The sequence below is a fragment of the Undibacterium hunanense genome (genome assembly GCF_014284335.1).
GTDB classification, from domain to species: domain Bacteria; phylum Pseudomonadota; class Gammaproteobacteria; order Burkholderiales; family Burkholderiaceae_D; genus Undibacterium; species Undibacterium hunanense.
The window spans coordinates 14,460-26,288 of the sequence record NZ_JACOGF010000020.1 but is presented as its reverse complement, the minus strand read 5'-3'; the positions used below and the strand labels follow the sequence as shown (position 1 = coordinate 26,288).

Genomic DNA, 11,829 nt, shown 5'->3' with positions numbered 1-11,829 from the left:
TACATCACCGCGTCAGCCTGTACAAATAAATCGCCGTCCTGATGGTAGCGCGCTGTATGGAACTGATGTCGAGGTCTTCGTCTGGTGAATGAGAACCGCTGCCGGTGGCACCCAGGCCGTCCAGGCTATCGACGAATGGAGCGACGAACTGGATGTCGCCAGCACCGCGCAAGCCCGGTGGGAAAGGGCCTATCGGACCCAGCCCGGCATCTTTGCTGGCTTTGGAGTAGATTTCCAGCAGGGCCAGGTTGCCGATGGTGGGCGACATGGGCGGGTAGTTTTCATAAAAACGGATGCTGGCGGTGGTGCCGGGCAGGTTTTTGGCGACGATGTCGCGCATGCGGTCTGCGGCGCGCTTACCCTGTTCGGCGGTGATATAACGCAGGTCACCATGCACCTGCGCAGTCGGCGAGATGACATTGGTTTTGCCAAAGGCAGTGCCCTTGCTGGCCTGGTCGTCATAGCTGATTTCTGTACCGCCGATGATGTTGCCGGGGTTGAAGGTGAGGTCCGGTTCGATCAGTTGTTCACGAAAGCTGTTGAGGATGCGGGCAGTTTCATAAATCGCGCCATAGCCATTTTGGCCAAATACAGCTGCAGAATGGCCTTGTTTGGCTTTGACATCGAGCACAAAACCGCCCGATGCACGACGGCCTATGGTGCCGGTGGCATTGCCCTGACTATCGAGCGCCGTGCCTTCAAAGGCCAGTGCCAGATCACTGCGTTTGGCGGCGTTGACCAGGTCCGCACGCGAGATGGCGATGGGGTGGCCTGCGGCTTCTTCGTCGCCGCTAAAAATCACCTGGATGCGGGTATTGTCCAGCGCACCAACGGCATGCAGCGCACGCAGGGCTTCGATGATGATGACGTCGCCGCCCTTCATGTCATTCACGCCCTGGCCGCGCACTTTGTTGCCTTGCCTGTTCCACAATTGCACCGGGCTGTCTTTTTCAAATACGGTGTCCAGATGGCCGATCAGCAGTACCCGCTTGCCCTGGGTGCCTTCGCGTTCTGCCAGCAAATGCCCGGCACGGTTCATGGCTGCTGGCATGTCTGACCAGCTGGTTTTAAAACCCAGGCCATCCAGCTCGGCCCGGTATAGCTTGCCGACGGCACGCACGCCTTCATGGTTCAGTGTGCCGCTATTGATGTTGACACTGCGTTCCAGCAATTCCAGGGCAGCGTCAGATCTTGTCTGTACGGCGGCGACAATTTTTTGCTCGGTGGCTGACAAATCATCTGCCCTTGCTGCGGCATGCAGACCGAAAGCGGCCAGCAACGTCATGGTGAGTAGGGCTTTGCGGGGTTTGGACATGGCGGTGCCTTGTGGGGAGGTTTAGGTATGATGCCAATCATAAACGGATTTGTGTGGGTGTGAAGTATCCATATGTATGAAATTATGATGTGTGCCACCATCTACAGGCTATTGGATGTGCGGATATGTCAATATGTTGGCGATGGTGCGCATGGAGCCCCCTACTCCGTAGCAATTTTACGTTTTTCGTAGGGTGCGTCGCGCGCACCATCGCCATTTGGCACCCTACTTATTGCCTGGCTTACCCAGAAAACCCATACCCCCTATGGCGATCAACACGCAGACTATGCCAATGAGCTGGTTGCGGCTGACAGGTTCGCCCAGCACCACCATCGCCAGCAGCACGGCCGATACCGGGGCCAGGGCGGTGAAGAGGGCGGCTTCGCTGCCGCTGACGCGGGCGGCACCGGCATACCACAGCAAAAAACCCGCCACGGTAGGCACCAGGGCGTAATACACGGTAGCCCAGGCGGCAGCCATCATTGCATCGCTGCTGATGTGGGTGTTCCAGGGCATTTCAAACAGGGCAGGGATGATGGAGAGTGCAAGGCCCAGGCCCGTCATGATGGTGGACAGGGTGAGTGGCGCGATGGCGGTTTTCAAACGCTTGTTGAGCAAAATGAACAGGCCTTCGCAAATGACCGCGCACAAGATCAGGGCATTGCCGGGCAGGGAATGATGACCACCGGGCTTTGCATCAAAGGCGATCGACAACACGCCCGCACCGGCCAGCACCACGGCCAGCAACAGGAAGCGCTGCGGTCTTTCGCCCAGCAACACGATGGCGATGGCGGCAGACACAATCGGCAGCGTGCCGATGATGACACCGGCATCCGCCGCCGATGTCAGGTGCAGGCCGCTGATGAGCAAAGTGGTGTAACCCAGACTGCCGGCACCTGCCTGCAATAGCAGGATGATGCAGTCATGCTTATTGTATTTGCCCGGCCCTGAAAAACGGGTGCCTGTGGCCCGCATCATCAACAAAAAGCAGGGGAAAGCAATCGCAAACCGCAGTGCCGTGGCGGTGAATACTGGCAAACCCGATGCGATAAGCTTGCTGGCCACCACCGTGCTGCCGACCAGGATCATCGCCAGCGCCAAATACACATATCCCAATAACCTGTCTGACATCTTTTGCCGCATCATCCGCCTCACCATCAATGGAAAAGCATCAGCCTGACAGGTCACGGCCTGCGGGTCTTGAACAAAATTGCAGGCCAGGTGTTCAGGTTTTGGCTTTTTTTGCCGGTTTTTTCTTGGCCGAACTGTTCAGGGCAATTGCTGCGTGTATCAGTGCCTTGAAGGCGGCTTCATCCACTGCTTCGCCTGCATGGATGTCGATGGCGCGGCGTACGTTGCCGTCCAGGCTGGAGTTGAAAAGCTGCGCCGGATCGGGCAGCGAAGCGCCCTTGGCGAAGGTCAGTTTCACCACACTCTTGTAAGATTCTCCAGTGCAGATGATGCCGTCATGTGACCACACCGGCGTGCCCATCCATTTGACTTCTTCGACGACATCGGGGTCTGCTGCCTTGATCAACTGGCGCATCTTGCCCAGCGTTTCGCCACGCCAGTCACCCAGGCTGGCAATTTTTGCCGAGATGAGTTCAGATGCAGATTGACCGGGGACGGACTGATCTTGCTCTGTGTCGGTTTTTTTCATGTGGCACTTTCAAAAGGGCAGATAGGACAGAAAAGGTGTTTTCCAGAGAACAGCAGCCAATGCAAGACGACCAGCATGGGACGGGCAACGCAAAGCCACGGCGCGGCCTATGACATGGTTCATGACTGCATGGCTCATGACAGACCGCCCACCACATTGTCGAGGCTGTTGAAGAATTTTTGCCAGCCGTATGTTGCACCCTGAAAGGCTTGTTGCTGATCGGGGCGGAAGCCCGATTGTTCCATACGCAGATGGGTTCCGTTGCTGGTGGCGGTGAGTGTCCAGGTGACGACACTTTTAAGGCCCATTGCTTCCCACGCATACGACAATGCCTGGTTGGGTTCTACCACCAGCACCTGGCAATCCACCGTGCCCCAGTCTGCACTGAGCGTGAAGCGGTGGCCGACGACAGCCTGGAAGTCGTTTTTCATCAGCCATTCTTCGATCAGGTAACCCTGCGTCAGCGCCCGCCAGATTTTTTCCTGGGGATGCGGCATTTCGCGCTCTACCACCACGGTTTGGGTGTCATTGCTGTTCTGTAGCTTATCGGTATGCATTATTGATCCATCCTTTTCAATAGGTCTTCCAAACGGTCAAATTTGTGATGCCAGAAAGTCGAATAAAAACTGATCCAGTTCATGAGCGGTGCCAGTGCTTTCGGTTCAGCGCTGTAATAGGTCTCGCGCCCCTCACGCCGGCCCTGTACCAGACCCGCCTGTTTAAGGGCGTTAAGGTGTTTGGAAATGGCTGGTTGTGACACGCCAGACGGGTCAGTCAGGGCATGCACTGTCATTTCACCGCTTTTGCTCAAACGTTCAAAAATGGCGCGCCGGGTCGGGTCTGACAAGACTTTCAGGACGGCGGTTGGCTCGGCATGCATTGCTAATCCTCGCATTGTAAATAGGCATAAATAAATCATAGCTAACTGGTTATGGATTGTCAAGAAGGGTTTTTAGATGGGGCTTGGGCTATGCAAGTGGTGGTGGTTTCAGGTCAGCGCGCTGGCATAGATGCCGGGCGATAAACCAAAATTGCGGATGAACAGACGCGTCATATGGCTCTGGTCGGCAAAACCGCTGTGGGCAGCGGCTTGCACCAGGGGTGTGCCACCAGCGATCAGGCGGCGGGCATGATGCAGGCGGCGTTGCAACAAATAGGCGTGCGGTGTCATGCCAGTAGCCCTGGCAAAGGCGCGCACCAGTTGGAAGCGGCTCAGGCCGCTTTCTTGCGCCAGTTCGTGCAGGGTAAGGGCGGCGGTGGGGTCGTCATCAATGCGGGTACGTGCATGTGCTATCGCCTGTGGAATAGCCAGCACCGTGTGCATGCCTGCGGGAACATGCATGACCTTGGCAAACAGCAAGAGCATGGCTTCTTCGGCAGCCATGCGGGCGACGCCGTTAATTTTATTGCCGGGTGTGGTCATGCAGGCAAACAGGTCTTGTACTTGCCTGCTGGTGCGTGTGTCAGCAATCACGGGCAGGGTAAATTCGGCGTGTTCTGATTTGCCTTCGCTGATGTCACTGCGCAGGGCGGCGATCAGTGCTGGTTCAAGGTAGAGCATTTTCCAGCTGCGGCCAGCGTCGCTGATGGGGGTACCATCATGGATTTCGCCAGGGTTGACGGTAATCGTATCACCTGCCATGGCCTCTACCACGCCGCGCCCGCTCAGTGATTTTTGCCCGCCCTGTAGCACAACGCCTATGCCAAACTGTTCATGCATATGCCGTCCAAAGCGATGCCGCGACTGCGCTTGCACGGCTTCAATGCCAGGTATCAGGCAGGGCAGCATTGTAAATGGGCGCTGGGTGGGTTTGTTCATCGCGTGGTACGGCTAAGGGGCAACAGTGCCGGGCTGGAGTAGTTATGACAGTCTAGCACTATCGCGCCCGGTGTTGCCGCTACTGCCGGGGGAAATCCTTGATTTTGCTGGCACGCAAGCCATCCAGTACCGTGGCCTGGCTACCCTTGAGCCGGTTAAGCTGCAGGCCAAGGGCGGGGATGATGTCGGCATGGCTTTTGTGCAGATAATGGAATACCTGAATGCTGTACATCTCATGTGAGCTGAAGTCGTTTTCACTGAACTGGTTGCTGAGGATGGCATCCTTGACGACTTCATATGCACCGATCAGGGTGCTGATGCGTCCGATTTTCAGCATCCTGACGGCAGCACCATGATCATTGATGGGCACCAGATTGGACCAGCCCTGGGTTTCCACTTCTACCCGTCTGGCACCACGGACTATGCCCACGCTGGGCAGGCGTGATGCTGCTTCCAGGCTGGTGGGTAGCTCGCTGCCCTTTAGTACAAAGGCACTGCCTACATAGCGGAACATGGGCACGTCAACCCGCACCAGGTTGGGGGCGCTGGCTTCGATAGAGTTATCGCGCACCACTTCGCCATCGACCTGCCCGCTGTCGGCTTCCAACAGTGCCCGTAAGGCAGGCCGGGCCACGAAACTGACTTTGATGCCGATGGCTGCATAGGCCATTTCCAGGGCAAAACGGGTTTGCCGCATCTCCAGACCATCGACAAATACCGGCAAGACGATATGGCGTTTGAAGCTGGCTGGCGTTTCCTGTGCCAGCCCAGGCATGGCAAAGCCCATCAGCATGATGCTGGCCAGCAGATAGCGATGCAGGATACGGACTAAGCGCATGCTTGATGATCTCATTCTATAGACAGGGCAGGCCTGTATCAGGCACTGGCCCCGGCTTCAGCGTGGACGGCATACAAACGATGGAAGCAACTCCCGCGTGCAGTGTAGCAAATATCGTACTTTTTGTAATAAAAGCATTGAAAATGAGACAGTGTTGCCAAACGACAGAGCGGCCTTTGAGCACAGGTATGTGGGCCACGCTTGCTGCCTGTGCCTTGCCAACTGATTTGCGCGCGATTATCTGATCATGTAGTATCCAGTAGCGTGATCGGCCAGATAAGGCGATTCTTTGTTCGACAGATGTTTTCAGGGAGTTGATATGAAACGTGTTGTAGGCATAGGCGGCGTGTTTTTCAAAGCGAAGGACCCTGAAAAACTGCGTACATGGTATCGGGATCACCTTGGTTTCAACCTGGAAGAATGGGGCGGTGCGATTTTTCAGCCAAGCGGTAGCAAAGACGCCGATGGCACCACCGATACTGAAAAAACGGTCTGGTCATTATTCCCCAGCGATTCGGATTATTTTGCACCAAGCACCCAGGCATTCATGATCAATTATCGTGTGGATGACCTGCATGCCCTGCTCGCGCAGTTGCGCCAGGAAGGCTGCGCGGTTGACGCAAAGGTCGACGAGTCAGAATTTGGTAAATTTGGCTGGGTGATGGATCCCGAAGGTAACCGGGTCGAACTGTGGCAACCCCCAGGTACCTGAAACCTGCCTTCTATCAACGAACAGTCAGTCGCACTCCGGCCAAAAAATGGCTGGCGAAGCAGTATGCGGCCAGCACACTGATTTCGCCAGCATAACAGGAGTTTGGTGCGGAGGCGGTGAGGGAGGTGGGGGGGCAGTGCGATTTACTTATAAATGCCTACACCCAGAAAATAATTGTCCACTTTTTCTATGTAAGTGGATTTTTGCTCCAGTACCTTGGTGACAGGGTTGGGCCATTTGTATTCGACCCAGCCAGAACCCTTGGTTTTGGCGATGTGCAGCATTTCTTTGGTCAGCAGCTTGCCATCACCATCCTTAAAATCCATCATCGGCTTGCCGATCAGCTTGGGATTGGCGGATGCCAGCATGGTGCCTTCCATGTCAAAGGCGATGACATACAAGTCACGGTCATGGAAGGGCTTGTTGGATGCATCATTGAAATCTGCCAGTGCCTTATCCTTACCCACTGATTTGAAATGCGCGACTGCCTTCTTTACCATTGCCGTAGCCTGATCTGCCGTGCCCTTGTCGTCTGCGGCAAGTGCTATCGTGCATGAGAAAAAAGCCATGAAAAAAGCCAATACCAGCGAGCCAAATCTGTTCATTGTCGTCTCCTTGTTTATTATTTAATGTCAGATTCTATTGTGATCGCGTAATTTGCATAATTAAAATGCATGTAGCCATGCATCGCATTGCCTACACAATGATCTGAATTCTGGTGAAAAACTAAGCGTACAAAATGAGTATAGAAGAGCTGTGAAATCAATGTGCCAAAAATTGTGACATCGGTATGTGCTGGATCAAACCCGGCTTGTCGATGTGGTTTCATTGCTCTTTTTACTTCCGCACTCTACATGCGGTAAGATGCCGCTTCCTTCGTTATTTGACTATGACGCCCCCGAATCACATGCATTCATACCTGTTGACAGGTTTTGATGTCGCAATATTGACCCACCGTAGAAGATTCACAATGAATGAAGTTGGCGCACCACAACGCTTGTCTACCCGCCTGGCTTTCCTGGCTGCCGGGCTCGTCGTTTCAGCCTGGGCACCGCTGGTGCCCTATGCCAAAGCCAGGCTCGGCCTGGATGAGGCAGCCCTGGGTTTGCTGTTGCTGTGCCTGGGTGGCGGTTCTTTACTGGCCATGCCCATGACAGGCATGCTGTCGGCCCGTTTTGGTTGCCGTGCCGTGGTCTTGTGTGCGGGTACGTTGACTTGCCTCATCCTGCCTTGTCTGGCACTGGTGGATAATCCACTATTGTTTGGCCTGACCCTGTTTGCCTTTGGCGCAGCCGTAGGCACACTGGATGTGGCTATGAATATACAGGCGGTCATCGTTGAAAAAGTGTCCGGCGATGCCTTGATGTCCGGCTTCCATGGCATGTTCAGCGCCGGTGGTTTTCTGGGAGCGGGCAGCATGGCCCTGTTGTTGTGGCTGGATATGGGCACGCTGGTATCCAGCATCTGCCTGTCGCTGCTGGTGGCACTGATGCTGGGCATCGCCAGCCCCTATCTGTTGCGCGAGCCGGATGCATCCGACCGTGATGGCCCGCATTTTGTGGTGCCGCATGGTGCCGTGATACTGATCGGCGTCTTGTGTTTTATCGTCTTTTTGGCAGAAGGCGCTTTGCTGGACTGGAGCGCCCTGTTGCTGACTGCAGGCCGTGGCCTCGATGCTGGGCAGGGCGGCATAGGCTATGCCGCATTCTCGGTCGCCATGACCACTGGTCGCCTGACTGGTGACCGTGTCGTCAAACGCTTTGGCGGCAAGCTGGTGATGCTGGCCGGTGGCATATGTGCGGCCATCGGTTTCTTTGCGGCGGTGCTGGCCACGTCGCCCATCCTGGCGATTGCGGGTTTTGTGCTGGTCGGCATAGGCGCATCGAATATCGTCCCCATACTGTTCAGCGCTGCCGGCAAACAAGACGCCATGCCCGCCAGTCTGGCCATTGGTGCCATCACCACCATCGGTTACGCAGGCGTGCTGGCCGGGCCAGCGCTGATCGGCTTCATCGCCCACGCCATCAGCCTGAACACCGCCTTTGCCGGTCTGGGAGCAGCCATGCTGTTGGTGGCGGCCAGTTCACGGTTGAAATTGTTTGTTGGTCGTGGATTGTGATGGCCATAAATTTGCTGCGATAAGTCATACCGTGTCCCTTCGTAGGGTGCGCCGCGCGCACCGAACACCGCTACCCATTTGCGTAAACGGTGCGCGTGGCGCACCCTACGCGGTGTGGAGATGCGGGGGCTTGAACCCATGTACATCGTTTTTATCATCCAGAATTTGTAAAGTGTGATGTGATCGTATAGTATTTTAAACTGATGGCAAATTCACTACGTGAAGACCGGACACCCCGTTCAATATCGAATTCAAAATCTTATGACAGATAGCAGATTTCAATGTGCAAACTGCGGTAATACTTTGGCTAGCGCCAACGCTGTTTGTCCGCGCTGTGAGCCAGAATTTTCGGGGCCAGATAAACATACCGGCAAATACCGTTGTCCGGAATGCGCCTGTCGTTTTGATCAGCCTGATATTGCAATCTGGCCTCCACATGCGAAATGGTACCGGCCACAAATCCAAAAGGCAAAATGCCCGCATTGCCAGGCCATTTTGCGGGACCGCACTGTCATTCAAAGAACCAGAGCCGAAATGGCATTGATGCTCTTGATCATCATTGCGTCTGCTTTTTCCCCATGGCGGCCAGGCACACAGATTGTATTGCTGGCGTTGCTGCTGGTGGCAGAATTCCTGCGTAAGCAGACAGCGACAAAGTCTCTGGTCACCGAAGAGGAAAGATATGTCCGTGATCAGGCAGAAGAATAAACCCTGTTTGTGATTAGAACTCATTTCATAAATAGGAGTGAGATGCGTTTGCCTCATAACGTGGGCTGGCAAGGCGGACGAGGCAGTCAATAGCGGGTCTATTGACAACGAGTCCAACGCAGTCCAGCACGCGTTATGAGGCAAACCCTCCGGGAGCGGGCGATTCGGGCGCATTGCAGCGCGAGGTGGTGACATTGCGCTTGCTAAGGCACCAGCCTTAGCTGCGCGTCACGCCTTGCACTGCATCCCGAATCGCCTTGCTCGCACTCACTCCTATTTATGAAATGAGTTCTAGCATCAATTTCTACGCTAGATTCGAGGTGTTATCTGACCCAGGTGTTGTCACTCCGTAGGGTGCGCCATGCGCACCGGATACCGCTATCCGTTTGCGTAAATGGTGTGTCCGGCGCACCCTACGAGATGTGCCGTTGAACAAACAATACTCAGCCACGACGGGCACTTCGGCTACAATTGGCATTCGATTTTTACAGCCTATTTTTGCCATGACAGCTCCCATTTTCCGTAAATTCGCCCAGCCACAATTGTCTGAAGCCAGCATACAGGCCGTGGCCGATGTGCTGCGTTCCAACTGGATCACCACTGGCCCCAAAGTGACCGAGTTGGAGCAGGCGCTGTCGCATACTTTTGGCAATCGCCCGACCAGGTTGGTGACATCGGCCACTGGCGCGATGGAAATCGCGCTGGCGCTTTGTGATATCGGTGAAGGCGATGAAGTCATTACTTCAGCGCAGAGTTTTTTCTCGGCGATGAACATGATCGTCAAATGTGGTGCCAGGCCGGTGTTTGTGGATTGTGATCTGGTCACGCGGGCGATTGATCTGGCCCAGGTCGAGGCGGCGATTACACCCCAAACCAAAGTCATCATGCCCACCCATTTCCCCGGCGCGCTGGGGGATATGGATGCCCTGTATGCACTGGCCAAAAGATACAAGCTGCGCGTGATTGAAGATGCCGCCTTGGTGCAGGGTTCCAAGTGGCAAGGCAAACCTGTAGGCGCATTTGGCGATATTGCCACTTTCAGTTTTCATCCCAACAAAAACATGACGACCATAGAAGGCGGCGCCATCGTCGTCAATAACGAAGCAGAAGCACAGCGTGTGGATATTTTGCGCTTTCATGGCATCAGCAAGCTGCCAGACCAGACCCGTGATGTGGTCGAAGCCAGCGGCAAGTTCAATATGTCGGATGTGTCTGCCGTCATTGGCCTGCACCAGCTTGCGCAGTTTGATACATTCATGGCGCAGCGTCAGGTACTGGCTGAGCGTTATTTTGAACGCTTCCCACAGTTACCAGGTGTCGTGCTGCCACCAAATGGACAGAGCGGACAGACCGACCAGACCTGGAATATGTTCTGCGTGCTCATCCCCTATGAAAACTTTGGCCACACCCGTACCAGCTTTCGCAACGCATTGAATGAGGCAGGCATAGGCACAGGCATCTCTTACGAAGCCTGCCACCTGACTACCGTTGCCAGGCACTACGGCTACCGCGAAGGCATGTTCCCCAACGCCGAACGCATCGCCCGCGAAACCGTTACACTGCCTTTGCACGTGGGCCTGACGCTGGGGGATGTGGATGAGATTTGTGGGGTGGTGGGCAAGGTGTTGGCGGGGTGATGCAGGGAGCAACCAACTGCTTGCGCGACCATCCATGTTCGTGCGATGAGCGAAGATGAAAGATACGTCAACCCGCCGTCGGATAACACCTGAACCACACGGTCAGCATGATCGCTGCTGCGCATGCCCATAAGCCAGTGGCGGCACCCAGTGTGATGACGATGGATGTTCTGGTGCTGAGCCAGTACACGGCAAACAGATACACCGCATATGGGAACAATGACCATAGTCCGAACAGGGCGGTGGTTTGCAAAGCCGTGGCGGGGCGTGTGGTGCCGACCACAAAATGGGCGATCAGCGCGAACGTGGGAAACAGCGGCACCAACCCGGCCAGCACGAAATAACGGGATTTGGATGCGAGTGCAATCAGTAACACGGCCAGTGCACCCAGCAGGCATTTGAGTAGGAGGGCAATCATGGGATGGATTGAGTTGATGGTCCAGGTCAGAATGCCAGTCTAGCAGACCTGTGGGGTTGTTCAGACTGAGGAAGTCCTTTTTTCTATCGCAGACCTTGATATACTATATTGCAAACAGTTTGCTTGTCATTGCCAGAAACAGATCATCAACAGACCTCAGTATTTTCTGGTGCTTACAGCAAAACGGATTCTCACATTCAAGGAGACAACCATGCCCCACATCACCGGAACCTTTACCGTCAAGTTGACCCCGCAGCCTGCTGCCAGCGAGATTGCGGAGGCGGCTTTGGGGCGGCAGACGTACCGGCGAGCTGGAGGCGCATAGCTTGGGGGAAATGCTGGCGGCGGGTACGGCGACCAAGGGTTCGGCCGGGTATGTGGCGATCGAGCGTGTGACTGGCACACTGCAAGGCAGGAAGGGCAGCTTTGTGCTGATACATATGGGTATCATGAGTCGTGGCGTGCCGTCGCTGACGGTGCAGGTGGTACCGGATTCCGGCACGGATGAACTGACGGGGCTCAGTGGCAGGCTGGCGATAGAAATCAGCAATGGACAGCATCACTACAGCTTTGATTATGCGCTGCCGTGACAGGACGGGAACT

15 protein-coding genes are annotated in these 11,829 nt (G+C 55.2%); 5 read left to right on the top strand and 10 right to left on the bottom strand.

The genetic code is table 11. The annotated features are described in order from the left end of the window. Nucleotides 1–4: 4 nt before the first annotated feature. The 8 genes from H8L32_RS25485 to H8L32_RS25455 all read right to left on the bottom strand — a co-directional run bounded on the left by H8L32_RS25485 (nt 5) and on the right by H8L32_RS25455 (nt 5,632). Nucleotides 5–1,315 carry a M20/M25/M40 family metallo-hydrolase gene (locus H8L32_RS25485; RefSeq protein ID WP_230412418.1) on the bottom strand — a complete coding sequence of 437 codons (1,311 nt, stop codon included), beginning with the start codon at nt 1,313–1,315 and terminating at the stop codon, nt 5–7. Between the two features lie 225 nt (nt 1,316–1,540). After that, the gene (locus H8L32_RS25480) at nt 1,541–2,446 is read right to left on the bottom strand and encodes a DMT family transporter (protein ID WP_186950677.1); all 906 of its coding nucleotides are present in this window, start codon (nt 2,444–2,446) and stop codon (nt 1,541–1,543) included. Between the two features lie 94 nt (nt 2,447–2,540). Further along, nucleotides 2,541–2,975, bottom strand: coding sequence for a DUF1801 domain-containing protein (locus H8L32_RS25475; RefSeq protein ID WP_186950676.1), 435 nt, complete (start codon nt 2,973–2,975; stop codon nt 2,541–2,543). A gap of 9 nt (nt 2,976–2,984) precedes the next feature. Then, nucleotides 2,985–3,113: a hypothetical protein gene (locus H8L32_RS28065; protein WP_268977654.1), complete on the bottom strand. Its 129-nt coding sequence runs from the start codon at nt 3,111–3,113 to the stop codon at nt 2,985–2,987. Then, on the bottom strand, nt 3,110–3,532 hold the full coding sequence (locus H8L32_RS25470; protein WP_186950675.1) for an SRPBCC family protein: 423 nt from the start codon (nt 3,530–3,532) through the stop codon (nt 3,110–3,112). Before H8L32_RS25470 ends, H8L32_RS28065 begins: the two co-directional genes overlap by 4 nt. Further along, entirely contained in the window at nt 3,532–3,855 is a 324-nt protein-coding gene (locus H8L32_RS25465) for an ArsR/SmtB family transcription factor (RefSeq protein WP_186950674.1), read from the bottom strand. The genes H8L32_RS25470 and H8L32_RS25465 overlap by 1 nt, the downstream gene beginning before the upstream one ends. 108 nt (nt 3,856–3,963) lie before the next feature. Continuing rightward, nucleotides 3,964–4,794 (bottom strand): AraC family transcriptional regulator, encoded by an 831-nt coding sequence (locus tag H8L32_RS25460; RefSeq protein ID WP_230412417.1) that lies wholly within the window; start codon nt 4,792–4,794, stop codon nt 3,964–3,966. Between the two features lie 79 nt (nt 4,795–4,873). Continuing rightward, a complete protein-coding gene (locus H8L32_RS25455) occupies nt 4,874–5,632 on the bottom strand; it encodes a hypothetical protein (RefSeq protein WP_186950673.1) in 759 nt (252 codons plus the stop codon). Nucleotides 5,633–5,951: 319 nt separating this feature from the next. Here H8L32_RS25455 and H8L32_RS25450 point away from each other — a divergent pair, with 319 nt between their 5' ends. Then, nucleotides 5,952–6,344 carry a VOC family protein gene (locus tag H8L32_RS25450; RefSeq protein WP_186950672.1) on the top strand — a complete coding sequence of 131 codons (393 nt, stop codon included), beginning with the start codon at nt 5,952–5,954 and terminating at the stop codon, nt 6,342–6,344. Between the two features lie 143 nt (nt 6,345–6,487). Here the strand turns inward: H8L32_RS25450 and H8L32_RS25445 are convergent, their stop codons facing one another. Beyond that, nucleotides 6,488–6,949 carry a cache domain-containing protein gene (locus tag H8L32_RS25445; protein ID WP_186950671.1) on the bottom strand — a complete coding sequence of 154 codons (462 nt, stop codon included), beginning with the start codon at nt 6,947–6,949 and terminating at the stop codon, nt 6,488–6,490. A gap of 365 nt (nt 6,950–7,314) precedes the next feature. On the opposite strand from H8L32_RS25445, the gene H8L32_RS25440 reads away from it, so the two are divergent. The 3 genes from H8L32_RS25440 to H8L32_RS25430 all read left to right on the top strand — a co-directional run bounded on the left by H8L32_RS25440 (nt 7,315) and on the right by H8L32_RS25430 (nt 10,808). Continuing rightward, nucleotides 7,315–8,463 (top strand): MFS transporter, encoded by a 1,149-nt coding sequence (locus tag H8L32_RS25440; RefSeq protein ID WP_186950670.1) that lies wholly within the window; start codon nt 7,315–7,317, stop codon nt 8,461–8,463. Between the two features lie 534 nt (nt 8,464–8,997). Beyond that, entirely contained in the window at nt 8,998–9,171 is a 174-nt protein-coding gene (locus H8L32_RS25435) for a hypothetical protein (protein ID WP_186950669.1), read from the top strand. Between the two features lie 503 nt (nt 9,172–9,674). Next, entirely contained in the window at nt 9,675–10,808 is a 1,134-nt protein-coding gene (locus H8L32_RS25430; RefSeq protein WP_186950668.1) for a DegT/DnrJ/EryC1/StrS family aminotransferase, read from the top strand. Between the two features lie 67 nt (nt 10,809–10,875). Here H8L32_RS25430 and H8L32_RS25425 read toward each other — a convergent pair whose 3' ends face one another. After that, nucleotides 10,876–11,226 carry a GlpM family protein gene (locus H8L32_RS25425; RefSeq protein WP_186950667.1) on the bottom strand — a complete coding sequence of 117 codons (351 nt, stop codon included), beginning with the start codon at nt 11,224–11,226 and terminating at the stop codon, nt 10,876–10,878. A gap of 335 nt (nt 11,227–11,561) precedes the next feature. Between H8L32_RS25425 and H8L32_RS25420 the strand changes: the two genes are divergently transcribed. After that, a complete protein-coding gene (locus H8L32_RS25420) occupies nt 11,562–11,816 on the top strand; it encodes a DUF3224 domain-containing protein (RefSeq protein ID WP_329605229.1) in 255 nt (84 codons plus the stop codon). Nucleotides 11,817–11,829 lie beyond the last annotated feature (13 nt).

What these genes read in the sequence shown, in the direction of transcription:
- H8L32_RS25485 (WP_230412418.1), bottom strand. Translation starts at nt 1,315, where the DNA reads ATGTCCAAACCCCGCAAAGCCCTACTCACCATGACGTTGCTGGCCGCT.
- H8L32_RS25480 (WP_186950677.1), bottom strand. Translation starts at nt 2,446, where the DNA reads ATGTCAGACAGGTTATTGGGATATGTGTATTTGGCGCTGGCGATGATC.
- H8L32_RS25475 (WP_186950676.1), bottom strand. Translation starts at nt 2,975, where the DNA reads ATGAAAAAAACCGACACAGAGCAAGATCAGTCCGTCCCCGGTCAATCT.
- H8L32_RS28065 (WP_268977654.1), bottom strand. Translation starts at nt 3,113, where the DNA reads ATGAGCCATGCAGTCATGAACCATGTCATAGGCCGCGCCGTGGCTTTG.
- H8L32_RS25470 (WP_186950675.1), bottom strand. Translation starts at nt 3,532, where the DNA reads ATGCATACCGATAAGCTACAGAACAGCAATGACACCCAAACCGTGGTG.
- H8L32_RS25465 (WP_186950674.1), bottom strand. Translation starts at nt 3,855, where the DNA reads ATGCATGCCGAGCCAACCGCCGTCCTGAAAGTCTTGTCAGACCCGACC.
- H8L32_RS25460 (WP_230412417.1), bottom strand. Translation starts at nt 4,794, where the DNA reads ATGAACAAACCCACCCAGCGCCCATTTACAATGCTGCCCTGCCTGATA.
- H8L32_RS25455 (WP_186950673.1), bottom strand. Translation starts at nt 5,632, where the DNA reads ATGCGCTTAGTCCGTATCCTGCATCGCTATCTGCTGGCCAGCATCATG.
- H8L32_RS25450 (WP_186950672.1), top strand. Translation starts at nt 5,952, where the DNA reads ATGAAACGTGTTGTAGGCATAGGCGGCGTGTTTTTCAAAGCGAAGGAC.
- H8L32_RS25445 (WP_186950671.1), bottom strand. Translation starts at nt 6,949, where the DNA reads ATGAACAGATTTGGCTCGCTGGTATTGGCTTTTTTCATGGCTTTTTTC.
- H8L32_RS25440 (WP_186950670.1), top strand. Translation starts at nt 7,315, where the DNA reads ATGAATGAAGTTGGCGCACCACAACGCTTGTCTACCCGCCTGGCTTTC.
- H8L32_RS25435 (WP_186950669.1), top strand. Translation starts at nt 8,998, where the DNA reads ATGGCATTGATGCTCTTGATCATCATTGCGTCTGCTTTTTCCCCATGG.
- H8L32_RS25430 (WP_186950668.1), top strand. Translation starts at nt 9,675, where the DNA reads ATGACAGCTCCCATTTTCCGTAAATTCGCCCAGCCACAATTGTCTGAA.
- H8L32_RS25425 (WP_186950667.1), bottom strand. Translation starts at nt 11,226, where the DNA reads ATGATTGCCCTCCTACTCAAATGCCTGCTGGGTGCACTGGCCGTGTTA.
- H8L32_RS25420 (WP_329605229.1), top strand. Translation starts at nt 11,562, where the DNA reads ATGCTGGCGGCGGGTACGGCGACCAAGGGTTCGGCCGGGTATGTGGCG.